Annotated in this window: 22 protein-coding genes; 16 read left to right on the top strand and 6 right to left on the bottom strand. The window is 71.4% G+C overall.

From position 1 onward, the window contains the following. Positions 1 to 9: 9 nt before the first annotated feature. From AMYNI_RS46565 to AMYNI_RS0139945, 5 genes are all read left to right on the top strand, one after another. On the top strand, positions 10 to 1,194 hold the full coding sequence (locus tag AMYNI_RS46565; RefSeq protein ID WP_020673750.1) for a nucleotide disphospho-sugar-binding domain-containing protein: 1,185 nt from the start codon (positions 10 to 12) through the stop codon (positions 1,192 to 1,194). Positions 1,195 to 1,252: 58 nt separating this feature from the next. Further along, positions 1,253 to 1,837, top strand: a complete 585-nt coding sequence (locus AMYNI_RS0139960) for an ASCH domain-containing protein (protein WP_020673749.1) — start codon at positions 1,253 to 1,255, stop codon at positions 1,835 to 1,837. Positions 1,838 to 1,903: 66 nt separating this feature from the next. Next, positions 1,904 to 3,490, top strand: a complete 1,587-nt coding sequence (locus tag AMYNI_RS0139955; RefSeq protein ID WP_020673748.1) for a sugar ABC transporter ATP-binding protein — start codon at positions 1,904 to 1,906, stop codon at positions 3,488 to 3,490. After that, the gene (locus AMYNI_RS0139950; protein WP_020673747.1) at positions 3,487 to 4,539 is read left to right on the top strand and encodes an ABC transporter permease; all 1,053 of its coding nucleotides are present in this window, start codon (positions 3,487 to 3,489) and stop codon (positions 4,537 to 4,539) included. Before AMYNI_RS0139955 ends, AMYNI_RS0139950 begins: the two co-directional genes overlap by 4 nt. A gap of 28 nt (positions 4,540 to 4,567) precedes the next feature. Continuing rightward, the gene (locus AMYNI_RS0139945; protein WP_157357689.1) at positions 4,568 to 5,596 is read left to right on the top strand and encodes a substrate-binding domain-containing protein; all 1,029 of its coding nucleotides are present in this window, start codon (positions 4,568 to 4,570) and stop codon (positions 5,594 to 5,596) included. 51 nt (positions 5,597 to 5,647) lie between these two features. Here AMYNI_RS0139945 and AMYNI_RS0139940 read toward each other — a convergent pair whose 3' ends face one another. Beyond that, positions 5,648 to 6,640, bottom strand: coding sequence for a LacI family DNA-binding transcriptional regulator (locus tag AMYNI_RS0139940; protein WP_020673745.1), 993 nt, complete (start codon positions 6,638 to 6,640; stop codon positions 5,648 to 5,650). 95 nt (positions 6,641 to 6,735) lie between these two features. Here AMYNI_RS0139940 and AMYNI_RS0139935 point away from each other — a divergent pair, with 95 nt between their 5' ends. Beyond that, a complete protein-coding gene (locus AMYNI_RS0139935) occupies positions 6,736 to 8,151 on the top strand; it encodes an L-fucose/L-arabinose isomerase family protein (RefSeq protein ID WP_020673744.1) in 1,416 nt (471 codons plus the stop codon). Then, positions 8,144 to 9,640 (top strand): FGGY-family carbohydrate kinase, encoded by a 1,497-nt coding sequence (locus AMYNI_RS0139930; RefSeq protein ID WP_020673743.1) that lies wholly within the window; start codon positions 8,144 to 8,146, stop codon positions 9,638 to 9,640. The genes AMYNI_RS0139935 and AMYNI_RS0139930 overlap by 8 nt, the downstream gene beginning before the upstream one ends. A gap of 1 nt (position 9,641) precedes the next feature. Here AMYNI_RS0139930 and AMYNI_RS0139925 read toward each other — a convergent pair whose 3' ends face one another. Then, entirely contained in the window at positions 9,642 to 10,316 is a 675-nt protein-coding gene (locus AMYNI_RS0139925; RefSeq protein WP_020673742.1) for a formylglycine-generating enzyme family protein, read from the bottom strand. 173 nt (positions 10,317 to 10,489) lie between these two features. Here AMYNI_RS0139925 and AMYNI_RS0139920 point away from each other — a divergent pair, with 173 nt between their 5' ends. Genes AMYNI_RS0139920 through AMYNI_RS0139910 form a run of 3 tightly spaced genes read left to right on the top strand, consistent with a single transcriptional unit; the run spans position 10,490 to position 13,107 of the window. Further along, complete coding sequence (locus tag AMYNI_RS0139920; protein WP_157357687.1) at positions 10,490 to 11,266, top strand: MEDS domain-containing protein; 777 nt, start codon at positions 10,490 to 10,492, stop codon at positions 11,264 to 11,266. 2 nt (positions 11,267 to 11,268) lie between these two features. Beyond that, positions 11,269 to 12,186 carry a sensor histidine kinase gene (locus AMYNI_RS46560; protein ID WP_051116412.1) on the top strand — a complete coding sequence of 306 codons (918 nt, stop codon included), beginning with the start codon at positions 11,269 to 11,271 and terminating at the stop codon, positions 12,184 to 12,186. A gap of 33 nt (positions 12,187 to 12,219) precedes the next feature. Then, a complete protein-coding gene (locus tag AMYNI_RS0139910) occupies positions 12,220 to 13,107 on the top strand; it encodes an alpha/beta hydrolase (protein WP_020673739.1) in 888 nt (295 codons plus the stop codon). A 106-nt stretch (positions 13,108 to 13,213) separates the two neighbouring features. Here AMYNI_RS0139910 and AMYNI_RS46555 read toward each other — a convergent pair whose 3' ends face one another. Continuing rightward, complete coding sequence (locus AMYNI_RS46555; protein ID WP_020673737.1) at positions 13,214 to 14,092, bottom strand: phosphatase PAP2 family protein; 879 nt, start codon at positions 14,090 to 14,092, stop codon at positions 13,214 to 13,216. A 111-nt stretch (positions 14,093 to 14,203) separates the two neighbouring features. On the opposite strand from AMYNI_RS46555, the gene AMYNI_RS0139895 reads away from it, so the two are divergent. From AMYNI_RS0139895 to AMYNI_RS46550, 3 genes are read left to right on the top strand one after another with little or no spacing between them, the layout of a single operon-like run. Continuing rightward, a complete protein-coding gene (locus AMYNI_RS0139895; RefSeq protein ID WP_026361524.1) occupies positions 14,204 to 14,881 on the top strand; it encodes a response regulator transcription factor in 678 nt (225 codons plus the stop codon). Continuing rightward, the gene (locus AMYNI_RS0139890; RefSeq protein ID WP_020673735.1) at positions 14,874 to 16,307 is read left to right on the top strand and encodes a sensor histidine kinase; all 1,434 of its coding nucleotides are present in this window, start codon (positions 14,874 to 14,876) and stop codon (positions 16,305 to 16,307) included. Before AMYNI_RS0139895 ends, AMYNI_RS0139890 begins: the two co-directional genes overlap by 8 nt. Beyond that, positions 16,304 to 16,792 (top strand): hypothetical protein, encoded by a 489-nt coding sequence (locus tag AMYNI_RS46550; protein ID WP_020673734.1) that lies wholly within the window; start codon positions 16,304 to 16,306, stop codon positions 16,790 to 16,792. The genes AMYNI_RS0139890 and AMYNI_RS46550 overlap by 4 nt, the downstream gene beginning before the upstream one ends. A 53-nt stretch (positions 16,793 to 16,845) precedes the next feature. Here the strand turns inward: AMYNI_RS46550 and AMYNI_RS0139880 are convergent, their stop codons facing one another. Beyond that, the gene (locus AMYNI_RS0139880) at positions 16,846 to 17,946 is read right to left on the bottom strand and encodes a CaiB/BaiF CoA transferase family protein (RefSeq protein WP_020673733.1); all 1,101 of its coding nucleotides are present in this window, start codon (positions 17,944 to 17,946) and stop codon (positions 16,846 to 16,848) included. 141 nt (positions 17,947 to 18,087) lie between these two features. Here AMYNI_RS0139880 and AMYNI_RS0139875 point away from each other — a divergent pair, with 141 nt between their 5' ends. The 3 genes from AMYNI_RS0139875 to AMYNI_RS0139865 all read left to right on the top strand — a co-directional run bounded on the left by AMYNI_RS0139875 (position 18,088) and on the right by AMYNI_RS0139865 (position 23,424). Then, on the top strand, positions 18,088 to 19,104 hold the full coding sequence (locus AMYNI_RS0139875) for a LacI family DNA-binding transcriptional regulator (RefSeq protein WP_020673732.1): 1,017 nt from the start codon (positions 18,088 to 18,090) through the stop codon (positions 19,102 to 19,104). Positions 19,105 to 19,166: 62 nt separating this feature from the next. Then, positions 19,167 to 21,134, top strand: coding sequence for a bifunctional copper resistance protein CopD/cytochrome c oxidase assembly protein (locus AMYNI_RS0139870; RefSeq protein WP_020673731.1), 1,968 nt, complete (start codon positions 19,167 to 19,169; stop codon positions 21,132 to 21,134). Positions 21,135 to 21,162: 28 nt separating this feature from the next. Then, positions 21,163 to 23,424 carry a heavy metal translocating P-type ATPase gene (locus tag AMYNI_RS0139865; RefSeq protein WP_020673730.1) on the top strand — a complete coding sequence of 754 codons (2,262 nt, stop codon included), beginning with the start codon at positions 21,163 to 21,165 and terminating at the stop codon, positions 23,422 to 23,424. Positions 23,425 to 23,494: 70 nt separating this feature from the next. Here the strand turns inward: AMYNI_RS0139865 and AMYNI_RS0139860 are convergent, their stop codons facing one another. Together AMYNI_RS0139860 and AMYNI_RS0139855 are read right to left on the bottom strand one after the other, a co-directional pair. After that, positions 23,495 to 24,337, bottom strand: coding sequence for an SAM-dependent methyltransferase (locus AMYNI_RS0139860; RefSeq protein WP_020673729.1), 843 nt, complete (start codon positions 24,335 to 24,337; stop codon positions 23,495 to 23,497). 60 nt (positions 24,338 to 24,397) lie between these two features. Beyond that, on the bottom strand, positions 24,398 to 26,350 hold the full coding sequence (locus tag AMYNI_RS0139855; protein ID WP_020673728.1) for a bifunctional MFS transporter/dTMP kinase: 1,953 nt from the start codon (positions 26,348 to 26,350) through the stop codon (positions 24,398 to 24,400). Positions 26,351 to 26,376: the final 26 nt, after the last annotated feature.

Here is a 26,376-nt window from a genome sequence, read left to right as displayed (position 1 = left end):
AGCGGCACCATGCGAGTCCTGTGCACGGCCTGGGCATGGCCGACGCACGTCAACCAGATGATCCCGCTGGCCTGGGCGCTGCGCGCGGCCGGGCACCAGGTCGGGATCGCGGTGCCCCCGCCGATCCGGGACGAGGCGGCCGGATCGGGGCTGCCGGTGACCGCGGTCGGCACCGATGCCGGCTCGCTGGCGCGGTTCCAGGCACTGGTCGCGGGTGAGCACACCGGACCGGCGGGCCCGCCAGGGGTGCCGCGCTCGGTTGAGATCTTCAGCGGGCTTGCCGACGCGATGGCCGACGACCTGCTCGCGCACGCGCGCGGGTGGCGGCCGGACGTGATCATCAGCGATCCCTCCGCCTACGCGGGGATGCTGGTCGGTGCCGCGCTCGGTGTCCCGGTGCTGCGCCACCCGTGGTTCGCCGACGTCATGGGTTTCCTGTCGGTGAAGGAGGCCGTGCGGGCCGCCGAACTGGCCGCGCTGACGCCGATCGCGGACCGGCTCGGTGCCGGCTCCTTCGAGCTGCTCGGCACCGCCACCATCGACCCCTGCCCGCCGAGCATGCGGCTGCCGGTGCCGGGCAGGCGGCAGCCGATCCGGTATGTGCCCTATCACGGGGTGCACACCGGTGACGTGCCGAAGTCCTTGCTGCGCAAGGGGAAACGGCCGCGCGTGTGCCTCACCTGGGGCACCACGGTCGGTCGGATCGACCCGGCCAGGGTGCCGCTGGCCCGACTCGCGGCCGCGCTCGCGTCGGCCGGGATGGAACCGGTGGTCGCGGTGGCCGCGGACCAGGCCGGGCTGCTCGGGCCGATGCCAGGCGGTGTGGTCGTCGCCGAGTCCGTGCGCCTGTCCGAACTGCTCGCGAGCTGCGACGTGGTGGTCGGGCACGGCGGGGCCGGCACCATCATGTCCGGGCTGCTCAACGGGCTGCCGCAACTGGCCGTGCCGCTGTTGCCGGACCATCGGTTCAACACCGGACGGCTGGTCGCGTCCGGCGCCGGGCTGTCCATCGAAGCGCCAGAGGCGACCGGCGACGCGGTGCTGGACGCGGTACGGGAGCTGCTCGAGGACGGTGCCTACCGGGCGCGGGCGGGGGAGCTGGCGGCGGAGATCGAGGCGCAGCCCAGTCCGGCCGAGGTGGCCGCTGGGTTCGCCGGACTCGTGCTCGACCAGGAACCGCTGGTCGTGTCCTGACCGCGGGCCGCCGCGCGTTTTCGGTGGGATACTGCTGCCCGGCGGGAGAGGGGCGGAGATGCTGATCGGGCGCGCGGTGCTGGACAAGATCGCCGACGGCGAGGTGACGCTCGCGTTCCGGCGGTGGCGACGGCCGACCGTGCGCGCCGGGGGCAGCCTGCGGACCGCGATCGGGGTGCTGCGGATCGACTCGGTGGACCCCGTCGACCCGGCCGAAGTCTCGGACGCCGAAGCCAGGCTCGCCGGGCACGCTTCGGCCGCCGAACTGCGCGCGGAACTGGACCGGCGGGGTACCGACGGGGTGGTGTACCGGATCGGGCTCGCGCCGGCCGGTGCCGATCCGCGGGTGGCGCTGAGGGCGACGCCGGCGCGCGGGGCGGAGCTCGCCGAGCTGCGCGCCGCACTGGCCAGGTTGGACAGGGCCAGCAGGCACGGCCCGTGGACCGGCGAGGTGCTGCGGGTGATCGCGTCCCGGCCCGGCGTTCGCGCGGCCGAGCTGGCCGGTTCGTCCGGCAGGCCGACGGCCGCGTTCAAGGCGGACGTGCGCAAGCTCAAGGAGCTGGGGCTCACCGAAAGCCTGGAGGTCGGTTACCAGTTGTCGCCGCGAGGACGTGCGTTGCTGAAATCGCCGCGGCCGGGGTGACGCTTGACACCCCCGCCGGGTGACTCTAACTTCGTCGGGTAATCGATTTCTCATGGGTGGGGCCAGATGGACCACAGTGCCGCGGCGCTGGTCAGCATGATCGGTGTCAGCAAGTCCTACGGTGGGGTGCAGGCCGTCTCGGGCGTCGACTTCGCGGTGCGCGCCGGTGAGGTGCACGCGCTGCTCGGGGAGAACGGCGCCGGCAAGTCCACTTTGATGAAGGTGCTCTCCGGCGAGGTGCGCGGGTTCCAGGGGCGGATCGAGATCGAGGGCGAGCCGGCCAGGTTCGCCGGCCCGGCGGACGCCCAGCGCGCCGGTATCGCGATGATCCACCAGGAGCTGGACCTGGTGCCCGCGCTGTCCGTGGCGGAGAACATCTACCTCGGACGCGAGCCGAGGACCCGCGCCGGCACCGTGGACCGGCGGCGGATGACCACGCTGACCGCCGAGCTGCTGGCGCGGATCGGCGTGCCGTTGGACGGTCGCCGGCCGGTGGAACAGCTGCGGACCGGTGAGCAGCAGCTGGTCACCATCGCGAAGGCGCTGTCGCTGGACGCCCGCATCCTGATCATGGACGAGCCGACCTCCGCGTTGTCCTCGCACGAGGTGGACCAGCTGTTCCGGGTGATCGGCGAACTGCGCCGGACCGGGGCGGGCATGGTCTACATCTCGCACCGGATGGCCGAGATCGGCCGGATCGCGGACCGGGCGACGGTGCTGCGCAACGGATCCGTGGTCGCCGAGTTCGACGCGCGCTCGATGACCGCGGCGCAGGCATCGGAGGCGATGGTGGGCCGGCCGGTGCACCTGATGTTCCGCGCGGAGGCCGAGTCCGCCGAACCGGTGCCGGAGCAGACCGCCGGTGAAGATGTGCTGGTGGTGGACAACCTGGCCCTGCGGCTGCGCCGGCCGCGCCCCGGACGGCGGGACCCGGCGGGGATCAGCCTGCGGGTGGGCCGGGGCGAGATCGTCGGACTGGCAGGGCTGCTCGGCTCCGGGCGCACCGAGCTGCTGGAGACGCTGTACGGGGTCGGCGCGAAGGGTCGGTGGAGCGGCCGGGTGGAGCTGAACGGCAGGCCGGTGCGTCCGCGCGGGCCGCGGCGGGCGCTGCGGCTGGGCATGGCGTTCGTGCCGGAGGACCGCCGGATCGCCGGGCTGGCGCTGGAGCACTCGGTGCTCGCCAACACGGTTCTATCCATTGTGGACAGAATTGGCAGGCTGGGTCTGGTGTCCAGGACGGCGGAACGCAAGCGGGCACGGGCGAGCACCGAGCGGCTCGGGGTCAAGCTGGCGTCGCTGTCCAGCCCGGTCGGCGCGTTGTCCGGCGGGAACCAGCAGAAGGTGGTGCTCGGGCGCAACCTGCTCACCGAGCCGTCGCTGCTGCTGCTGGACGAGCCGACCAGGGGCGTGGACGTGGGGGCCAAGGCGGAGATCTACCGGCTGCTCGGCGAGATCGCGGCGCAGGGGGTCGGCGTGCTGGTCGCGTCCTCCGAACTGGCCGAGCTGATCGGGGTGTGCGACCGGGTCGTGGTACTGCGGGACGGGGAGAGCGTGCGGGAACTGAACACTCGAGAGGTCGGGGAGGCCGAGTTGCTCGCGGCTTCGATGGGCGAGGTCTCGATGGGCGAGCTGGCCGGGGGAGAGACGCGATGACCGAGCAGACCGAGGCCAAGCCCGAGCCGGTACTGGACCCGGAGCTGAAGGGCAGCAGAGGCACCGTCTTCGTGGACACCCTGTTCAAGTTCCAGAGCCTGTTCGGCCTGGTGCTGGTGTTCATCGCGGCGGTGGTGTTCTCGCCGAGCAAGAACGGCGAGCTGCTCTTCCTCGACTCCGGCAACCTGTTCAACGTGGTGCGCTCGATCTCGGAGATCGGCATCCTGGCGGTCGGCATGACGCTGGTGATCCTGATCGGCGGGATCGACCTGTCCGTCGGCTCGGTGCTCGGCCTCGCCAGCGTCGGCGCCGCCGTGCTGTTGGTCGACAACGACCTCGGCGCGCTGCCGGTGGTGCTGATCGTGCTCGTGATCGGACTCGCGTTCGGCCTGCTCCAGGGGGTGGCCAGCGCGAAGTTCGGCATCCAGGCGTTCATCGTGACGCTGGCCGGGATGCAGATCGCCCGCGGCCTGGCCAGGATCTGGTCGGGCGGTCAGGGCGTGTCGATCACCTACGGCGATGCGCCCGGCCAGGCGCCGGTGGTGTTCTCGCTGCTCGGTGAGCGGACCTTCAACGGGTTGGTGCCGATCCCGGCGCTGATCTTCATCGTGGTGGCGGCGCTGGCCGTGGTGCTGCTGCGGGTCAGCGCGTTCTCCCGGCACGTCTACGCGATCGGCGGGAACGAGAAGGCCGCCCGGCTCTCCGGCGTACCGGTGACCAGGGTGAAGATCATCGTCTTCGGGGTTTGCGGGCTGCTCGCCGCGCTGGCCGGGATCGTGCACGCCGGGCAGCTGAACTTCGGCGGCCCGAACGACGGCGCGATGTACGAGCTGGATGCGATCGCCGCGGTGGTGATCGGCGGCACCAGCCTGATGGGCGGTCGTGGCTCGGTCGTCGGCACGGTGGCGGGCGCGCTGCTGGTCGGCGTGCTGCGCAACATCCTGGCGCTGAACAACATCGACTCCAATATCCAACTGCTGATCATCGGTCTGGTGATCGTCCTCGCCGCGGGGCTGCAACGTCTTCGCCCGGCTTCGGTGAGCTCGTAGAGAGAGGAACCGTTTCATGACCCGTTTGATGACAGCGAAGTCAGGTCGAGGTACCAGGGTCACCGCGTTTGCCGCCGGCACCCTGCTCGCGGTGTCCGCGCTCGCCGCCTGCGGCACCACCAGCGAAAACTCGCAGCCGCAGTCCAGCTCGGGGCAGCCAGGCGCGCCTGCCGACTGCGGCGGCCCTGATGGCGAGTACACCATCGGGATGAGCCAGGCCAACGTGCAGGAGCCCTACCGCGAGCGGATGGACGACGACATCCGCAAGGCGGCCGGGGCCGTGCCGCAGTTCACGGTGAACTTCGCGGACGCGCAGCAGGACAACTCCAAGCAGGTCGAGCAGGTGGACACCTTCCTCACCCAGCAGATCGACCTGCTGATCATCAGCCCGAACGAGGCCACCCCGCTCACCGCGGTGGTGAAGAAGGCCTACGACAAGGGCATTCCGGTGCTGGTGCTGGACCGCAAGGTGGACGGGGACGCGTACACCTCGTTCATCGGCGCGGACAACGTCGAGATCGGTCGCCAGGCAGGCCAGTTCTTCGCGGACACCCTGCTGCCGAACGGCGGGAAGATCGCCGAGCTCAAGGGGTTGGCCGGGTCCACCCCGGCGAAGGAGCGCAGCGACGGCTTCAAGCAGGGCATCGAGGGCAAGAACATCGAGATCGTCGCCACCGGGGACGGCGACTGGCTGCGCGACAAGGGGCAGCAGCAGGCGGACGCGCTGATCAAGGCGAACCCGGACATCCAGGCCATCTACTCGCACAACGACCCGATGGGCGAGGGGGCCAGGATCGCCGCGCAGAACGCCGGCAAGAACGACCTGAAGATCGTCGGCATCGACGGCCTGCCGATCGAGTCCGGCGGGATCAAGGCCGTGGAGGCGGACCGGCTCTCCGCCACGCTGCTCTACCCGACCGGTGGCAAGGAGGCGGTGGAGACCGCGAAGAAGATCCTGGTCGACTGCCAGCCCGCAGAGAAGACCCAGACCCTGCCGACCAAGCTGGTCACCAAGGCGAACGCGGCGCAGGTCTACGCCGACCTCAACCGCGGCTGACGGGCCCTTCGCGTCGTGAGTGAAAAGTGTTGTCCTGGCAACACTTTTCACTCACGAGCGCTGGGTGCTGCCGCGTTCGATCAGCCGGGCGCCGAGGGTGGTCGCGGTGGGCGGCCGGGAGCCGTCGCTGATCCTGGCCAGCAGCAGCCGTGCGGCGACCGTGCCGAGCTCGTAGGCGGGCTGGGCGACCACGGTCAGCGGCGGGTCGATCAGGGTCGCCCACGGCACGTCGTCGAAGGCGACCACGCCGAGGTCGCGGCCGAGCCGGAGCCCGCGTGAGGTCAGCGCCTCCAGCACGCCGATCGCCATCGCGCTGTTGGCCACCAGCAGCGCGTCCGGCGGCTCCGGCTCGTCCAGCAGGTCGAGGGTGGCCTGCCAGGCCCCGGTGGCGCGGTACTCGGCCCGCCGGACCAGCTTCGAGGCGCGGCGGCCGCCGGAGCGCAACGCGTCGCGGAAACCGGCCAGCCGATCGTCCGCGGTGCGCACCCCGGCCGGCCCGGTGATGCAGCCGAGCCGCTGGTAGCCCGCGGCGATCAGGTGCGCGGTCGCCTCGCGGGCGGCGAGCCGGGTGTCCACCAGCACCTGGTCCCCGCTCGGCTCGGCGAGCGGCCGGTCCACCGCCACCACCGGCGTGCCGCGCTTGTGCAGTACGTTCACGCTGGTGGAGGCGCCGGTGGGGGAGAGCACCACACCGGCCACCCGCTCCTGGAGCGCGACGTCGATGTAGCGGCGCTCCTTCTCCGCGCTTTCGTCGGAGTTGCACAGCACCACCGAGTAGCCGGCGGTCTGCGCGACGTCCTCCACCCCGCGCGCGATGGCGGTGAAGAAGGGGTTCTCCACGTCCGAGATGATCAGGGCGAGTACGGCGGTCTCCTGGCGGCGAAGGTTCCGGGCCAGGCCGTTGGGGTGATAGCCCAGCTCGACGGCCGCCGCCTGCACCCTGGCCGCGAGTGCCGGATCCACAGTGGATTTGCCGTTCAGCGCTCGCGAGACGGTCGCCGTCGAGACGCCGGCCTTCGCGGCGACGTCACTGATAGTCGCCACCCCGCGCTCCCCTCATAGCCCTATTGACACCCTTGTGGGTCCAGAATAGCGTCTCAAGTAAACGATTACCCGGCAGCGTCCCCGCAGGAGGATCCGTGGCCCGCATCGGCGTGCTCAGCATTTCCGACGGGCGTGACCACGTGCACGCCCGCAACGCCGAGTTCATTCAGTCCAAACAGGACGCGCTGGTGCGCGCGCTGACCTCGGCAGGACATGAGGTGGTGGTGGCGCCGGACCTGGTGGCCACGAACACGCTGGCGGTTTCCGCCGCGCGCGCGGTCGCCGCGGCCGACGTGGACGTGACCATCTTCTACTACGCGGTGTGGAGCTTTCCGCACTTCACCATGCTCGCCGCGGACGCCACCCGCAGCCCGCTGATCCTGGTGGCCAGCACCGACCCGACCGAGCCCGGCCTGGTCGGCATGCTCGCCGCGGGCGGGGCGCTGGACCAGATCGGCCGCGCGCACACCAGGCTCTGGGGCGCGCCGGACGACGCCGAACTGGCGGACAAGGTCGGCGCGCAGGCCCGTGCGTCGGCCGCGGTCGCGTCGCTGCGCGGTTCCACCTTCGGCCGGTTCGGCGGCAGGCCGATGGGCATGAACACGACGGTGGCCAACACCGACCAGTGGATGCGCAAGTTCGGCGTGGACGTGGAGGAGATCGACCAGTACGAGCTGGTGCTGCGGGCGGAAAAGGCCGATGCCGGCGAAGCGGCGCGGGCCCGCGAATGGATCGAGGCGCACGCGGCCGGGGTGCACTACGACGGCAAGAAGCTCACGCCGGAGCTGCTGGAGCGGCAAATCCGGTCATATCTGGCGATTCGCGACATCATCGCCGAGCGGAAGCTGGACTTCTCCGGAATCAAGGGGCAGCCGGAGCTCACCGAGCACTTCGCCACCATGGACGTCACCGAGGCGTTCCTGAACGACCCGTACGACTGGAACGGCCCGAAGGACGTGCACGTCACCGCCACCGAGGCGGATATGGACGGCGCGCTCACCATGCAGCTGATGCACAAGATCTCCGGTGACCCGGTGCTGTTCGCCGATGTGCGGCACTACCACGCCGACCGGGACATCTGGGACCTGTGCAACTCGGGCCAGCACGCGACCTGGTACGCCGCGCGTAGCGACGATCCGGCGGAGAACCTGGCCAAGGTGAACTTCTATCCCGAGGTGTTCTTCTTCCCCGCCGGCGGCGCCTCCGTGCAGCACATCGCCGCGCCGGGGCAGATGACGCTGGGCAGGCTGACCAGGCTGGACGGCGAGTACCGGCTGCAGCTGATGCTGGGCGAGTTCGAGAGCTACGACGACGCCACCAACGAGGCGCTGGTCCAGCAGTCCACCCCGGAATGGCCGCACGCCTTCGCCAGGCTGGATGCGCCGGGGGAGACCTTCCTGGCCAACTTCGGCGCGAACCACATCCACGCGGTGCCGGGTGACCGCCGGGCGGAGCTGCGCGCGGTGGCGTCCCTGCTCGGCATCCGGCTCGACGAGTGGTCCCGTGGCTGAGCCGTTGCTGCTCGGCATCGACATCGGCACCTCCAGCTCGAAAGGGGTCCTGGTGGACCCGCGGGGTGCCGTGGTGGCGCGGGCGAGCCGGGCGCACGAGACCTCCTATCCGCATCCGGGCTGGGTGGAGCACGACGCGGAAACGGTGTGGTGGGCCGATTTCCTGGCGCTGACCAGAGAGCTGGTTGTCGCCGCGAACGGGCGATCGCTGGCCGGGCTGGCGGTGAGCGGGATCGGCCCGGTGCTGCTGCCCGCCGACGCCGCCGGGCGCCCGCTGCGTCCGGCGATCCTGTACGGGGTGGACACCAGGGCGGGCCGGGAGATCGACGAGCTCACCGCCGAACTGGGCGCCGAGTCCATTGTGGAGCGCGGGGGCACGCCGCTTTCGTCGCAGGCGGTGGGGCCGAAGTGGCGCTGGCTGGCGCGTCACGAGCCGGAGGTCTACCGGCGCACCGAGCTGTTCCTGATGGCCAGCTCCTATCTCGTGCACCGGCTGACCGGCGAGTACGTGCTCGACCACCATTCGGCCAGCCAGTGCGACCCGATGTACGACCTGCGCGCGGCGGACTGGGCAGCGGACTGGGCCGAACTGGTCGCACCGGGGATCGAGCTGCCGAGGCTGGCCTGGCCGACCGAGGTGGCCGGCACCGTTTCCGCCGCCGCTGCCGCGGAAACCGGTCTGCCACAAGGACTTCCGGTTACCGCGGGCACCGTGGACGCCTGGGCCGAGGCGGCCAGCGTCGGTGTCACCGAGCCCGGAGACACGATGGTCATGTACGGCACGACGATGTTCCTGGTCCAGGTGCTGGCCGACCCGCGCCCGCATCCTGGCCTGTGGACCACCCGCGGCGCGCTGCCCGGTACCTACTCGCTCGCCGCGGGCATGGCGACCTCCGGCGCGGTGACCGACTGGCTGCGCAAGCTTCTCGGCCGGGACTTCGGCGATCTGGTCGGGATGGCCGCCGACGTACCGGCCGGCAGCCGAGGCCTGTTGTTGCTGCCGTACTTCGCCGGGGAGCGCACGCCGCTGTTCGACCCGGACGCCCGCGGCATCGTCGCCGGTCTGACCACCGCGCACGGTGCGGCCGAGATCTACCGCGCCGCCCTGGAAGGGATCGCGTACGGGGTGCGGCACAACCTGGAGGCGATGAGCGCCGCCGGCGGGGTTGCCGGCAGGCTGGTCGCCGTCGGCGGGGGCACCCAGGGCGGGCTGTGGACGCAGATCGTCAGCGATGTCACCGGCACCGAGCAGCAGATCCCGGCCGAGACGATCGGGGCCGCGCTGGGTGACGCGCTGCTCGCCGGGGTGGCGATCGGTGCCGAACCGGATATCGCGGCCTGGAACCCGGTGCGGGAGACCGTCCGCCCGGACCCGGCGCGCCACGAGGTCTACGGCGAGTTCTACGCGCGGTACCGCGAGCTCTACCCGGCCACTTCGGACATCGCCCATTTCCTCGCCGGCCAGCAGCGCTCCGCGGACACTCCCTGACTCAGCGCGGGAGGGAGCGGGCGATGCGGAATCCGACGTCGTCGATCTTGAAGGTGGGGTGGCTGCGGCGCCGGACCGAAGCCCGGCAGCTCCAGCGCTCGTCGAACCATCCGCCGCCGCGCAGCACTCGGTAAGTGCCGTAGACCTCGGCATCGTAGAGGTCCCAGCACCACTCCCACACGTTGCCCAGCATGTCGTACAGACCCCACGCGTTGGGCCGCTTGCCGCCCACGCCGTGGATCCGCTCGTCGGAGTTGCCGCGATGCCAGGCGATCTCGTCGAGCTGCCCGTACCGAGCGCCGGTCGTGCCGGCCCGGCAGGCGTGCTCCCATTCGGCTTCGGTCGGCAGCCGGTACCCGTCAGCGGACGTGTCCCATTCGACCTCTTCGGCGTCGGGGCGGAGGTGATACGCGGGTACCAGTCGCTCGCGTCGAGACAGGGCGTTGCAGAACCGGGCCGCGTCCCACCACGAAACGCCTTCGACGGGCAGCTGGTCGCCGTGCGCGGTGCTCGGCCGCTCGCCCGCGACCTGGACGTAGCGTGCCTGGGTGATCGGGAACGCCGCGAGCCGGTACGACGCGAGCTCGACCGGCCAGCTGTGCTGCGTCCGCCGATCCGACAGCGTCACCTGTCCCGACGGGATGGTGATCAGCTCGGTTTCCGGGTGCGCTTCCACAGTCAGGTGATCTTAGCGACCCTCGGCCGAGGTGGAATTGGCGGCCGGATAACACGCGTCCGGCATAATCGTCCGGCCGGTTCGGTGAGTGATTTTCGGTTGAATTCGTTTCCTTGTTCACGCGTGCGGGTTAATTTGCTTTGCTTTTCCGGTGCTTTGTTTAAGATCCCCCGGTGAGTGTCAGCACGGGCCGAGTTCAGCTTGACGCACCTGACCGCGACGGCCATGTCGGAGTGGTGGTGGATTCGCCGGAGGGATACGACGAGCTGGTGCGGCCACTGCTGGCCAGAGGGGAGACCCGTGGGGAGAAAATGATCACGCTCGGGTCGCCGGACCCGGTCGTCGCGGACCGGGCGGGTGGCCTCATGCGCTGCTGTGATGCGCTGCTGCGCGGCCTGCGGTCCGAGCTGGAGTTGGCCCGGCAGCAGGGATACAGCGGGATTCGCCTGATCGCCGACATGCACCGGCTCGACCTGCAGTCCCTCCCGGCGCGCGAGCTGTTCGCCTTCGAGCTCGAACTGGACAGGGCGGTGACCGAGCTCGGCGTGACCATGGTGTGCACCTACCGCAGCGACCTGTTCGCCGCGCGGTCGGTCGGCGTGGCGATGTGCGCGCACTCCCAGGGCCTCGGGATCAACCGGCACGATCTCGGCTTCCGTTTTTGGAGCACGGGCGACCACCAGTGGAAGATGATGGGCGAAATCGACAGTGAAAACGCGGATACCTTCCAGCTCGCACTGGCCAAAGCGGCGGCTTTGACTTCGCGTCTTACACTGACGTTCGTGGATCTCAGATTTATCGATCTGGCCGGATTGCAAACCATCGTGGAAACTGTGAATACTTTTCCTGATTTGCTGCTCACACTTGAACGGCCGTCCCATTCCTTTCGCCGCTGCTGGGGGATCTTCGGCTACGCGCAGCTCTGTCCCCGGGTGGTGATCGCGCCTTGAGCGTGCTGCATGAGGCCTGCTTCTACCGGGGCATGACGGGCTTCGTCGAGGCGGCCAAGGCCTTCATCGAAGAGGACGCGGCCGCCGGCCAGGCCGTGCTGGTGGCCGTCAGCGCGGCGAAGATCGACGCGCTGCGCGAGGTGCTCGGCGCAGACCGGCAGGTCACCTTCGCCGACATGGCCCAGCTCGGACGCAACCCCGGCCGGATCATCTCGACCTGGCGGAGGTTCGTCGGCGAACAGCAGGCCGCCGGGCGGGCCTGCCGGGGTATCGGGGAACCGATCTGGCCGGGTCGCACGGAAGCGGAGCTGGTCGAGTGCCAGCGGCACGAGGTGCTGCTGAACTCGGCTTTCGCCGCCGCCTCTCCGTGGCGGCTGTTGTGCACCTACGACATCACGGCCCTCAAGCCGGCCGTGCTCGACGAGGCGATGCGCAGCCATCCCACGGTGACCTCGGACGGCGTGCGCGCACCGAGCGAGGATTACCTGCCGGACTTGGACCGACTGGGACCCGAACTGCCCGCGCCGCCGCCGAGGTCGGAGGAACTGGCGTTCACCAAGGAAAGCCTCCGGGCCGTCCGCCGCCTGGTGCTCGAGCGCGCCCGGCAGGCGGGGCTGTCGGGCGAGGCGGCCGAGGATCTGGCGTTGGCCGCGCACGAGATCGCGGTGAACAGCGTGCGGCACGGTGGCGGCTGGGGCCTGCTCCACGTGTGGCGTGCCGAGGGGTCGCTGATCTGCCAGGTCGACGACTACGGCACGATCGTCGACCCGCTGGTGGGCAGGGCGATCCCGGCTCCGGGAGCGCGGCTGGGCCGCGGCCTGTGGATGGTCAACGAGCTCTGCGACCTGGTGCGGCTCCGGTCCACCGACGACGGAACCGTGGTCAGGATGCAGATGAACCTTCCTCAGCGGGAGAGCTAGGACGGATTTGTTACTCATGAGTAGACTCGGGTCATGCCGAGCGCTCCCGTTGAGGTCGAGTTCGATTCGCACGATTCTCGCTGTGCGGGCCTGCTGTACCGCCCGGCCGGCGGCGGTACCGCGCCCCTGGTCGTGCTCGGCCACGGACTCGGGTGCGTCAAGGAGATGCGGCTGACCGCGTATGCCGAGCGGTTCGCCGAAGCGGGCTTCGCCGCGCTGGCCTTCGACTACCGGTATTTCGGCGCCAGCGGCGGCGAACCCCGGCAGCTGCTGGACATCGGGGCCCAGCTCGACGACTGGTCCGCGGCCCTGCGGTTCGCGCGCACTCTGGACGGCGTGGATCAGGACCGGATTGCGATCTGGGGCAGCTCGTTCGGCGGCGGGCACGTATTAGAGGCCGCCGCTCGTGACCGCCGGGTCGCCGCCGTGGTGGCCCAGTGCCCGTTCACCGACGGACCTTCCTCGGTGCTCGCCCTCGGCGTCCGGTCCGGGGTGCGGGTGACCTCGCGCGCGATGCTCGATCTGTTCGGCCGGGCCATCGGGCGCCCGCCGGTCACGGTCGCGCTGGCCGGGCCGCCGGGTTCGGCCGCGTTGATGACCGCTCCCGATGTGGTGGACGGTTACTTCCGGCTGGTGCCGTCCGAGTACCCGTTCCGGAACGAGGTCGCCGCCCGGATCGGGCTCCGGATTCCGTGGTACCGCCCCGGACGCCGGCTCCGCTCGCTGGAGTGCCCGGTGTTCGTGGCGGTGTGCGACCGGGACAGCGTGGCTCCGCCCAAGGCCACGCTCCGCGCCGCCCGCGCGGGCCGCGAAACCGAGGTGCGCCGGTATCCGGTGGGTCATTTCGACATCTACGTGGACGATGCCTTCGAGCAGGCCGTGACCGACCAGATCGACTTCCTGCGCCGTCACCTCGTCTGACTGCGCCGAGTCGCTCAGCCGCTGATCAGCATGCCGCCGCCGAGCGCGCCGAGCAGCACGCCGAGCAGGACCGCGGCGAGCACCAGCCCACCGAATCTCCAGGGTTTCATCTCGGCTCTCCTTGTTCGGGGTGCTGGTCCACGCGGTCCAGCTGCCAGAGGGTGAGCAGGGCGACCGCCATGGTGGCGGCGCCGGCCAGCGGCACCGCGGTGGCGGGGGCGACGGCCTCGAGGGCGAGGTAGCCGGCGACGGTGATCGCGGCCGGCCCGGCCAGACCGAGTGCGACCGCGGTCAAGGCGCGCCCGGCCGGGACCCGGCCCTGGTAGCCGGCCAGTACCGCGGCCGCCAGGCAGCACACGGCGGCCACCATCATCGCGCCGCCGAGTGCGTCGCTCGGCCGGTGCCAGCCGAGCGCGACGGTCGCCGAGGCCACCGCCGCCACGCCGAGCGCGCCGGGCACGATCAGATACGGCCGCACGCGGCGGGGCAGCACCAGCGCGATGGCCAGCAGCCCGGCCATCGCGGCGCTGACGTGCCCGCTCGGAAAGCTGTTGTGCCCCGGTGCCGAGCTCTCGGCGTCCAGGTCCGGCCGGGCGAGCAGGTCCTTGCACAGGTATGCGGCGGCGAGTGCCCCACCCAAGGCGAGCAGCGCGGTGACCCCGGCTGCCGGGCGGCGGCAGGCCACCGTGATCAGCAGTACCGCCAGGATCGAGCCCCAGACCAGGGTCGGCGCGTCCACCGCGGCCAGCAGGTCGCGCGCCCAGTCCATGGTGGACAGTCCGTCGCGGAGTGCGCGGTCCACCACCTCGTTCTCCAGCCGCTGCCCACGGGCGGTGAGCACGAAGAGGAGGTAGGCGAGCGCGAAAGCGGCGGCGTACCCGGCGGCCGCGGCCAGCAGCGAGGCGGCCGATCGGGAGGACCGCGATCCGGGACGGCTCGCGGTGCGCAGTGGCACGGTTGCCCGTTCGGAGAGGTTGGCCGTCATGCTCACCAGCCTGCCGCCGCGGTTTAGCGATCCGGTCCGCGCGATGTCATGGTCTTGCAACAAAGCAGGCTGGGATCGCCGGATGGGCGAGCGCGGCGAATAATGACCTTCGTGGCGGTGGTGTTGCTGGTGGAGGACGACAGGGCGGTGCGCGAGGCCTTCGAGCTCGCCTTGCGCAGGCAGGGCCACCAGGTGAGCACGGCCGGGTCCGGTGAGCAAGGGCTGGCGATGCTGCGCGAGGAGGAGCCCGAGATCGTGGTGCTCGACCTCATGCTGCCCGGCATCGACGGGTTCGAGACCTGCCGCCGGATCAGGGCGGCGGGCCCGGTGCCGATCATCATGCTGACCGCCCGCGGTGACGACTTCGACGTGGTGGCCGGGCTCGAGGCGGGAGCGGACGACTACGTGGTCAAGCCGGCCCAGCCCAGGGTGCTGGACGCCCGGATCAGGGCGGTGCTGCGGCGGGCCGCGGTGGAGCAGCGGGACGGCGAGGAAACACACGGTGACCTGGCGATCGACCGCACCGGGCTGGTGGTGCGCAGGCGCGGCGAGCAGGTGCCGCTGACCCCGACCGAGCTGAAGCTGCTGCTGGCGTTGTCCCGCACGCCCGGCCAGGTGCTCAGCCGCCAGCAGATCCTGCGCTCGGTGTGGGAGCACGACTACCTCGGCGACTCGCGGCTGGTGGACGCCTGCGTGCAGCGGCTCCGCTCGAAGATCGAGGACGTGCCGGCGAAACCGGTGCATGTGCAGACCGTGCGGGGATTCGGCTATCGGTTCGGCAGTGCCTGAGCCGGGCACCGGGACGAGCGCCGCGACCAAGCGACGGCTGTCCGGGCTGCGGCCGCGGCTGGTGATCGCGTTCGCGGTGGTCGCGCTGGCCGGGGTGGTGGCCGCGGCGGGCGCCAGCTACGTCTCGGCCAGGACCACGATCCTGACCGGGGTGCAGGACCAGACGATGAACTCGCTGAAGGAGCGCATCAACGCGTTCGTCCCGCGGCTGAACCTGCCGCCCAGCCAGCGCGACCTGGACAATTTCGCCGGCTCGCTGCGGGAGTCGGTGGTGCGGTACCAGAACCAGCGCTCGGTGATCGGGCCGGACCTGAGCGAGGTCTCCCAGGAGATGCGGCAGCAGGTCGGTTCGTCCGACCGGATGGTCTTCCAGCGGGTCAGCACGGCAGACGGCCCGCGGTTCGTGGTCGGCACGCCGGTCATGACAACCGGGCAGAACGGCGTACTGGAGCCCTCCGGGGTGGAGGTCTACTCGGTCACGTCGCTGCTGGACCAGGACAGGGCGATCGCCGATCTGGCCCGTTCGGCCTGGCTCACCGGCGGGCTGGCGCTGCCGTTCGCGGTGGCGCTGGCGCTGCTGGCGGCCCGTCAGGTGCTGAGACCGGTGCGGCAGCTGCACACGGTCGCGCGCGACCTGGCCAGCGGGCGGCTGGACACCCGGCTGCGGGTGCGCGGCTCGGACGAGCTGGCCGGGCTGGTGAGCGCGTTCAACGAGACCGCGGCCGCGCTGGAACGCACGGTCGGCGAGCTGCGCGGCCTGGAGGCGGACGCCCGCCGGTTCGTCGCCGACGTCTCGCACGAGCTGCGCACCCCGCTGGCCGCGATGGCCGCGGTCACCGAGGTGCTCGACGAGGACGCCGACCAGCTGCCGGCGGACACCGCGATGGCCGCGCGGCTGGTCTCCGAGGAGACCCGAAAGCTCGCGCTGCTGGTGCAGGACCTGATCGAGCTGTCCCGGTTCGACTCGGCGCGGCCCGAGCTGGTGCTGGAGGAGTGGGACCTGGCCACGGTGGTCACCGACAGCGTCGCCGCGCGCGGCTGGCAGGACGAGGTGAGCACCGAGCTGCCGGCCGGGGTGAGCGCGCTGGTGGACCGGCGGCGGCTGGACGTGGTGATCGCGAACCTGGTCGGCAACGCGTTGCGGCACGGCAGCCCGCCGGTGCTGGTGCGGCTGCGGGTGGCCGGGGAGCGGATCGTGCTGGAGGTCGACGACCACGGGCCCGGCCTGGACCCGGCGTCGCTGCCGCGCGTGTTCGACCGGTTCTACAAGGCCGACACGGCCAGGGCGCGATCGGAGGGCAGCGGGCTCGGCCTGGCCATCGCCTGGGAGAACGCGCGGCTGCACGGCGGCACGCTGGAGGCGGCCAACCGGCCGGACGGCGGGGCGCGGTTCACCTTGCAGGTTCCGCTGCGGGAGGTGTCATGACCAGGTGGTTGGTGGCGCTGTTGCTGTTCGTGCTGGCGGGCTGCGGGGTGCAGCCGACCCCGGTGGTGCGGGTCGGCCCGGCCCCGTCGATCTCCTCGCAGGGCGGTCTGACCCTGTACTTCGTGGCCGACGGGGCGCTGCGGCCGGTGACCAGGGAGAACAGCGGCCCCGGTGGCCCCGGTGGCACTGTGGGTACCGCGGACCCGGCGACCGCCGTCCAGGAGTTGCTGGCGGGGCTGAACGCGGACGAGAAGCTGCGCGGGCTCGTCACCTATCTTCCTCAGGTGTACGCACCGGTCGAGGTCTCGCAGCAGGGCCAGCTCAGCGTCATCGTGCCACTGCCGGTGCGCGCGCTCGACCCGCGCGGCGCGGACCAGCTGGTCTGCACCGCGCTGTTCGCCTCGACGAACGTCGCTGCGGGCGGCCTGTTCCTCACCGGCACCGACGGCCCCGCCACCTTCCGCCGCTGCCCCCTCGCCTACTGACCCAGGGGCAAATAGCCGGCTTTTTGCCCCTGGGGCGAAGGGCGAGAAGCCGGCTATTCGCCGATGTGCCAGTCGGCGAGGACGGAGTCGGTGTGGGCGCCAGGGGTCGGTGGTGCGACAGGGATGGACGGCGGGGTGCGGGAGAACCTCGGCGCGGGTGCTGCCTGCTGTACGCCGTCGATGGTGATCAGGGTGTCCCGCGCGGCGAGATGCGGATGCGCGCCGGCTTCGTCGAAGGAGAGCACCGGGGTCACGCAGGCGTCGGTGCCGGCGAAGATCTCCGCCCACTCGTCCCTGGTCCTGGAGACGAAGACCGCGGTGAACCTGGCCCGCAGCCGGGGCCAGCCGTCCCGGTCGCCCTGCGCGGGCAGGTCTTCCCCGGTCAGGCCGAGGCCGTCCAGCAGTGCGGCGTAGAACTGCGGTTCGAGCGCGCCCACCGCGACCCAGCGGCCGTCCGCGCAGGTGTAGGTGTCGTAGAACGGAGCCGCGCCGTCGAGCAGGTTGTCCGCGCGTTGGCCGGTCCACGCGCCGGCCCCGCGGAAGGCCCAGATCATCTGGCTGAGCACGCTCGCGCCGTCCACCATCGCCGCGTCCACCACCTGGCCCTCGCCGGAGCGCTGCCGTTCCCACAGCGCCGCGAGCACCCCGGCGACCAGGAACATCGAGCCGCCACCGAAGTCGCCGACCAGGTTCAGCGGCGGCACCGGCGGTTCGCCCGCCCTGCCGATCGCGTGCAGGGTGCCGGTCAGCGACAGGTAGTTGATGTCGTGCCCGGCCCGCTGCGCGAAGGGACCGTCCTGGCCCCAGCCGGTCATCCGCCCGTAGACGAGCGCGGGGTTGCGGGCCTGGCAGTCCTCCGGCCCGACGCCGAGCCGTTCGGCGACCCCCGGGCGCAGGCCCTCGAGCAGCACGTCGGCCTTGGCGGCCAGCTTGAGCACGAGTTCGCGACCTTCGGCGGATTTGAGGTCCGCGGCCACCGAACGGCGCCCGCGCAGCAGGTGGTCGGCCTTGCCGCCGGTCAGGTTCAGCCCGCCGGACGGCCGTTCCACCCGGACCACGTCGGCGCCGAGGTCGGCGAGCACCATCGCGGCGTGCGGGCCGGGTCCGATCCCGGCCAGTTCGACCACGCGAAGGCCGGTCAGGGGTCCGCTCACGGCCGCCCTCCCTTTCTCTGAGGTTGCCGCAATGCTAGGCACCGCAACGAGTCGATCATGCGTTCGCGTTGCTACCGGCGGCCGCCGTCGGTGGACGCGCTAGGCTCGCCCGGGGTGAGGCGTCCGCGATCAGGGAGTGACATGGTCGGAATCAAGGACGTGGCGAGGGCGGCCGGGGTATCCATCGGCACCGTGTCCAACGTGGTGAACCGGCCCCAGGTGGTGGCCCCGGCAACCAGGTCGCGGGTGCAGTCGGTGATCGAGGAGCTCGGTTACGTCCGGGACGAGTCCGCGAGGCAGCTGCGTGCCGGGCACAGCCGGATCATGGCGCTGCTGGTGCTGGACCTCGGCAACCCGTTCTTCGTGGACCTGGCCAAGGGCGCCGAGCACACGGCGCACGAAAAGGGCCTCAACGTGATCACCTGCAACAGCGACCAGCGTTCCGACCGCGAGGCCTCCTACCTGGGGATGCTGGCCGAGCAGCGGGTGCGCGGGGTGCTGCTCAGCCCGGTGCACACCGCCGGCGACAGCGTGCGGACCTTCCGCCGCAGCGGCATCCCGTTCGTGTTCGTCGACCGCCAGGTACCCAGCGCCGAGGCGTGCTCGGTCTCGGTGGACGACGTGGCCGGCGGCGCACTCGCCGCCGGCCACCTGATCGAGGCGGGGCACACCAGGCTGGCCATGGTCAACGGGCCTTCGGTGCTCACCCAGTGCCGGGACCGCGAAGCGGGCGTGCGCGCCGCGCTGCACAAGGCGCCGGCACCGGCCCGTCGACTGTCCGTTGTGGACACCGAGGCGCTGGACGTGGCTTCCGGGCGGGACGCCGGGGCCCGGCTGCTGGGGCTCCGGCCGCGGCCGACCGCGGTGTTCTGCGCCAACGACCTGCTCGCACTCGGCGTGCTGCAGTCGATGGTCGCGGCCGGGGTGCGGGTACCGGCGGAGATGGCCATCGTCGGCTACGACGACATCGAGTTCGCGGCCGCGGCGGCGGTGCCGCTGACCTCGGTCCGCCAGCCCGCCGCGGAGCTGGGCCGGACCGCGGCGGAACTGCTGGTCGAGGAGATCGAGGACGACACGGAGCGGCCGGCGCACGAGCACCGGGCCGTGGTGTTCCAGCCGGAGCTGGTGGTGCGCGCCTCCAGCTCGGCCCGGAACTGACCGTCGAAGGTTATTTGCCTACGGGCTGGAACTAGCCGGGGTGAATTCACGACGGATAGGGGGTGACAGTAGGAAGGTCCCCCGACGCGGCGACCGGCAGGCGTATCGGCCGTGCCGCGGTCATCACCGTGCTGCTCGCACTGGCCACGGTGTTCGCGGTGGTGCTGCTCTCGGGCAACGTGTACGCGCCGGTCGGTGACACCGACCCCGGCCCGCTGACCTCGTTCGGCACCGCCGGGCTGCGCCTGCTGGTGACGGCGGCCAGCGCGGTCTGCGTCGGTTCGCTGGTGTTCGCCGTCTTCCTCACGCCACCGGGCCCGGACGGCAGGCTGGCCGCGGACGGTTACGCCGCGCTCCGGATGGCCGGGATGGCGGCGGCCTGCTGGGCGGTGGGCGCCGCGGCGCTGGTCCCGTTCAGCGGCGCGGACGGCTCCGGGCAGCCGGTGACCCTGCGGCTGAACAGGTTGATCGTGCTGGTGGACGCACTGGAGGAACCCAAGGCGTGGCTGATCACCCTGGCCGTGACCGCGGTAGCGGCGGTGGCCGCCCGTATCGTGCTGAGCTGGCGCTCCGCCTTGCTGCTGCTGGGGTTCGCCGGGTTCGCCCTGCTGCCGCCGGTGATCACCGGGCACGTGTCCGTCGGCAACCGGCACGACCTCGCCACCAACAGCATCGTCTGGCACGTGCTGGCCGCGGCGGTCTGGACCGGCACCCTGGTCGCGCTGCTGGCGCACCTGCGCCGCGACGGTGTGCACCAGGAACTGGCCGCCCGCAGGTACCACCGGCTGGCCACCGGCTGCTGGCTGGTGCTCGCCGCCTCCGGGTTGGTCAACGGGGTGATCGCGGTCGACCAGGCCCGCTGGACCGGCGGCGGCTACGGACTGCTGGTGGTGCTGAAGGTCCTGCTGCTCGGCGCGCTCGGGGCGCTCATCCTGTCCGCCCGTGCCAGGGCACTGCGCAGCGGCGCGCTGCTCCGGCTCGGGCTGCTGGAACTGGGCGCGATGGGCGTGACCATGGCGATCTCGGTGGGGCTGACGCATCTGCCGCCGCCCAACTACGCGGAAATGGCGTCGGTGATGCACACCATCATCGGGTACGAGCTCACCGAAGCGCCTTCGCTAAGCGGGTTGCTGCTCGGCTGGCGGTTCGACCTCGTGCTCGGCACCGTGGCGGTGCTCGCCACGGTGACCTATTTGGTCGGGCTTCGCCGGTTGCTGCGGCGGGGCGACCACTGGCCGGTCGGGCGGACGGTGGCCTGGGTCTGCGGCTGGCTGGCGGTGCTGATCGCGACGTCCTCCGGGGTGGGGAAGTACTCGCCGGGCACCTTCAGCATGCACATGATCGCCCATATGACGCTGAACATGCTGGCGCCGGTGCTGCTCGTGCTCGGCGGCCCGATCACCCTCGCGCTGCGCGCGTTGCCGGTGGCGGGTAAGGGAAACCCGCCGGGGCCGCGGGAGTGGCTGGTGTCGGTGGTGCAGTCCCGGTTCGCCAGGTTCGCGGCGCATCCGCTGGTGGCGTCGGTGGTGTTCGTCGGCTCCTTCTACCTGCTGTACTTCTCCGGCCTGTTCGGCGCGGCCATGCCGTTCCACTGGGCGCACCAGCTGATGAACGTGCACTTCGTGATTTCCGGCTACCTGTTCTACTGGCTGGTGATCGGGGTGGACAGGGCGCCACGGCCGCTGCCGCACCTGGCCAGGCTCGGCATGCTGTTCGCGGTGATGCCGTTCCACGCGTTCTTCGGCGTCATCCTGATGAACAAGCAGTCCGTGATCGCGGAGACCTTCTACCGCTACCTGTCCCTGCCCTGGGTGCCCGACCTGCTCGCCGAGCAACGGCTCGGCGGTGGGATCGCATGGGCCACCGGGGAGATCCCGCTCGTCATCGTGGTGATAGCGCTGCTCGCGCAGTGGGCGCGGCACGACGAGCGGGAAGCCGCGCGGGCCGACCGGCACGCGGACCAAGACGGCGACGGCGATTTGGCCGCGTACAACGAGATGCTCGCCAAGCTGGCCGGCACACGCCACTGAACCATTCGAAACACACAGGAGAGACTGAGTGACCACGAACAGCACGGAGGCCGGCTCGGCACCCGCTGTCGAGCAGATCGAACTGGCGGTCGGCGGCATGACCTGCGCGGCCTGTGCGGCCAGGGTGGAACGCAAGCTGAACAAGCTGGACGGCGTGCAGGCCACCGTCAACTACGCGACCGAGCGGGCGACCGTGCGGCATCCGGCCGGGCTCGACCCCGCCGAGTTGACCGAGGCGGTGGTACGCGCCGGCTACACCGCCGAGGTGCACCGTCCGGAACCGGAACCGCGGGACGACGCGTCGGTGCGGGTGCGCGACCTGCGCCGACGGCTGGCCGTCGCCGCGCTGCTCGCGGTGCCGCTGGGCAACCTGTCCATCACACTGGCGCTGGTGCCGTCGCTGCGGTTCGCCTACTGGGAGCTGCTATGCCTGGTGCTGGCAACCCCGGTGGTGTTCTGGTCCGCCGCGCCGTTCCACCGGGCGGCGTTGCGCAACCTGCGGCACGGATCGTCCAGTATGGACACTCTCGTCTCGCTCGGTGTGCTGGCCTCCTACGGCTGGTCGGCCTTCTCGTTGCTCACCGGCGGCTCGTCCGGACCTGGCTACTGGCTCGGTTTCGGGGCCACCGCGGCCGGTGCGGATGCGGTCTACCTGGACGTCGCGGCCGGGGTCACCACGTTCCTGCTCGCCGGGCGCTACTTCGAGACGCGCTCCCGGCGCAGCGCGACCGACCTGCTGAGTGCGCTGGACGCGCTGGCCGCCAAGGAGGTGCGGGTACTGCGGGACGGGGTGGAGACGCTGATCCCGGTCGGCGCGCTGGTGGCCGGGGACGAGTTCGTGGTCAAGCCGGGGGACAAGGTGGCCGCCGACGGCACGGTGCGGCGCGGAAACTCCACAGTGGACACCAGCGCGGTCACCGGTGAGCCGGTGCCGGCGGAGCTCGGCCCCGGCGACCGGGTGATCGGGGGCAGCGTGAACCGCAGCGGGCGGCTGGTGGTGCTGGCGACCCAGGTCGGCGCCGACTCGCAGCTGGCCCAGATGAGCTCGCTGGCCGAGCAGGCCCAGCAGCGCAAGGCGAACGTGCAGAAACTGGTGGACCGGATCTGCGCGGTGTTCGTGCCGGTGGTGCTGGCGCTGGCCGCACTCACCCTGGCCGGCTGGCTGCTCGCGGGCGAGCCGGGGCAGGCTGCGTTCGGTGCCGCGGTGGCCGTGCTGATCATCGCCTGTCCGTGCGCGCTCGGGCTGGCCACGCCCACCGCGCTGATGGTCGGCGTCGGCCGGGGCGCGCAGCTGGGTATCCTGATCAAGGGCCCGGACGCGCTGGAGGCGAGCAGGCGGATCGACACCGTGGTGCTGGACAAGACCGGCACGATCACCACCGGCCGGTTGACGCTGACCGCGGTGCACCCGGTGGATGGCGTGTCGCGCGCCGAGCTGCTCCGGCTGGCTGGCACGGTGGAGGCGTCCTCCGAACACGCGATCGCGACCGCGGTGGCGAACGCGGCCCGCGCGGAACTGGGCGAACTGCCGGAGGCCACCGCGTTCGAGGCGCTGCCGGGCCTTGGCGCCAGGGCCGAGGTGGGGGAGTGCGCGGTGCTGCTCGGACGCGGCAGGCTGCTCGACGAGCACGGCGTCGGCGTGCCGCCGGAAACCGAGAACTTGGTGCGGGACAACGAAGAACTCGGTGCAACCGTGGTGCTGGTGGCCGGGGACGGGCGGCTGCTCGGCGCGCTGGTGCTGCACGACGAGGTGAAGCCTTCGGCGAAGGCGGCCGTCACCGCCCTGCACGCCCTCGGTATGCGGACCACCCTGCTCACCGGCGACAACGAACGCACCGCGCGGACCGTGGCCGAGGCGGTGGGCATCACCGAAGTGCTGGCCGGGGTGCTTCCGGTGGAGAAAGCGGACACCGTGCGGCGGCTGCGGGCGGAGGGCAGGCGGGTGGCCATGGTGGGCGACGGGATCAACGACGCGCCCGCGCTGGCCACCGCCGACCTCGGGCTCGCGATGGCAAGGGGCACCGACATCGCGATCCGCTCCGCCGACCTGATCCTGGTGCGCGACGACCTGCGGGTGGTGCCCGACGCGCTGCGGTTGGCCCACCGCACCCTCGGCACCATCCGCGGCAACCTCGCCTGGGCGTTCGGCTACAACCTGGCGGCCATCCCGCTGGCAGCCTTCGGCCTGCTGAACCCGCTGATCGCCGGCGCCGCGATGTCGCTGTCCTCGGTACTCGTCGTCTCGAACAGCCTGCGCCTGCGCCACTTCACCGGCACCGGTCCCCAGTAGTCCGTGAAGGGCACCTTGCCTACCTTCAACGTAGGCAAGGTGCCCTTCACGGATTGGGGAAAGCGGGTCCTCAGGCGGGTTTGCGGGCGACGCCGGCGAGGATGCGCGACTCGGAGGGGACCTTGAACAGGCTGTTGCCGTCCGGGTGCCAGGCCGGCGCGTAGACAAGACCGGGCTCGACCATGTCCCAGTCGCCGAAGAACCGGGAGAACTCCGCGGCGGTGCGCAGCTGGCCGGGGTTGGTGGTTCGCTCGTAGTAGTCGGCGAGGGTGAGCAGCGCCTGGCGTTCCTGTTCGCTGGCCGGGTTCTCGTTGGTCATCTGGCACAGCATCAGCAGCGAGCCCGGCGCCAGCTTGCGGCGGTAGAACTCGAGCACCCCGTCCGGGTCCTGCTCGTCCTTGACGAAGTGCAGCACCGCGTTGATCACCAGCGCCACCGGCTGGTCGAAGTCGATGAGCTCGGTGGCCTGCACGCGTTCCCAGAGATCCTCGGGCGCGAGGAGATCGGCCGCGATGGCGTGGTGCCGCTCCGGGTCGGCGGTCTCGGCGAGCAGCAGGGTCGAGTGCGCGAGCGCGATCGGCTCGTTGTCGATGTAGACCACCTTGGTGTCGCACTCGGGGCGGACCTCGTCGGCGACCTCGTGCACGTTGCCCTCGGTCGGCAGCCCGGAGCCGATGTCGACGAACTGGGTCACGCCGGCGCCGGCGGCGTAGCGCACCGCGCGGCCGAGGAACTGGCGGCAGGTGACCGCGTACTCGTCGACCTTCGGCAGCAGCTGCTTGACCTGTTCGCCGAACTCGCGATCGATCGCGTAGTTGGTCGTCCCGCCGATGAAGTAGTCGTAGACGCGGGCCGCGGACGGCCGGTCCAGACTGTTCTCCACGGCCGACAACGGGTCACCGGTCTCCGACATAAGCTTCACTCCAACACCCCGACGACGCAATTGTCGCCACATGCTAGCGCTTCCGCGGTTTCACACGGAGGCAGGTTCGGCGGCCTTCCCCGGCAGCACCTGGTTCCGGCCGCGCTCCCTGGCCACCGGCAGTGCGCGCAACGCGAGACGCACGCGTTCGGCCACCTCGTCGTCCGCGCCGGCCCCGTCCACCACGAGATAGCGCTCCGGTGTGCTGCCGGCCAGTTCGGCGAGCAGGGTGACGATCCGCCATTCGTGCTTCGGGCTGTCACCGGGGTCGGCGTCGAGCAGGACGCTCACGTCCGGGCGCAGCGTGCCGATCGCCCAGCCGGCGAGGCCGTCCAGTTCCTCGGTGTCCAGCTCGGCGACCGCCGGCAGCCGGGTCATCGGCGAGCAGGCGAACTGTTCCATCACCACCACGGCCCCGGCGTCCAGCGCCGGCCGCACGACCTTCTCCACCACGTCCGCGCGCACCGCCGCGGCGGCCAGTGCCTGTGCCCGGGCGCCGGTCAGCGCCGCGGCGTCGAGCAGGCCGGACATTCGCTCGTCGTCCAGCGCGGGGTCGGCGGCCAGCACCACGACGCGCGGCCCGGTGCGCAGCCAGTCGGCCAGCAGCGCGGCCTGACGCGCGGTGTCCGCCGCGGTGGTGCCTTCGACGGCGATGAGCAGGCCCTTCATCCGGCGGCCGCGGCCGAGCGCGGACCGGAGATCGGCCAGCAGCCGCCCCGACTGCCGGTCGTTCAGCCTGCGGTAGGCGAGGACGCCGGTGGCCAGTGCGAGCAGCCCGGCGCCGAGCAGGACCGGGCGGGTGCCGTCGACGGTGAGCTCGGCGCCCCAGCTCCTGATCGAGGTCGGCTGCAGCAGGGCGACCAGCACCGGCGCCAGCGCGGCGGCCCCGGCCACTACCACCTTGAGCAGCAGCTGGTACAGCGCGTTGATCCGGCCGCGGATGGCGTCTTCGATCTCCAGGCCGATGATCGTCATCCCGGTCAGGAACGCGGCACCGGCGCAGCCGCCGACGACCACCGCCGCGGCGAGGGAAAGCGCCAGGTGCGGGGACAGCGCGACCACGACCAGCGCCACTCCGGCCGCCACGATGGCCACCCCGAACAGCCGCCCGCGCGCCAGCCGCCGCGCCAGCCTTGGCGCGGCGGCCATGCCGGACGCGAGACCGAGGAACACCGCGGCCAGCAGCAGGCCGAAGGTCGCGTCGCCGCCGCCGAGGCTGAGCGCGTAGGACTGCGCGGAACCCACCACCGCACCGCCGGCGGCGAAGGCGCCGGCCATGCCGAGCAGCAGCCCGCGCACCAGCGGGGTGTCGCGCACGAACCGGGCGCCGTCCCGGAGCATGGCCCGGATTCCTTGCGATGGCTCGGTTGCGGTGGTTCCCGTGGCGGTGCCCCGGCGGGACAGCTCGGGGATCCGGGTGGCCACCAGCACCGCACTGGTGAGGAAGAACAGCCCGTTGATCGCCAGCGCGACCTGGAGCAGGTAGAGCCGGCCGAATTCCTGCGCCGGCAGGTGCAGCCAGGTGTTCACCCCGGTGATCGCGGCGAACAGGGTGGCCCCGGAGATCACCGTGACGCCCCAGGTCATCACCAGCCCGAGCTGGCCGGCGGTCTCCACCTGCTCCGGCCTGGTGAGCAGGTTCGGCACCGCGGCGTCCTTGGCCGGGATCCACAGCATCGAGCAGCAGCCGACCAGGAAGGTGCCCACGTACAGCCAGACCGGGTCGCCGACGAGCGCGATGGAGATCAGCAGGCCGAAGCGCAGCAGGTCGCAGACCACCATCACCTTGCGCCGGTCGAACCGGTCCGCGAGCAGGCCGCCGATCGGCGCGAACAGCAGACCGGGCAGCATCTGCACCAGGACCACACTGCTGAAGGTGAAGGCGAGTTGCCCCGGGGCGAGCTCCTTGGCGAAGGAGCTCAGCGCGAGCAGCGAAAGCCAGTCGGCGGTGCTGCACAGGTAGTTGACGACCAACAGCCGGCGGAACGGCCGGATGGCCAGCACTCGCCGGGCCCGGTACAGCGTGGACG

Origin of the sequence: Amycolatopsis nigrescens CSC17Ta-90, from assembly GCF_000384315.1 — a bacterium.
Classification (GTDB): domain Bacteria; phylum Actinomycetota; class Actinomycetes; order Mycobacteriales; family Pseudonocardiaceae; genus Amycolatopsis; species Amycolatopsis nigrescens.
This window is presented reverse-complemented; position numbering and strand designations above follow the sequence as displayed.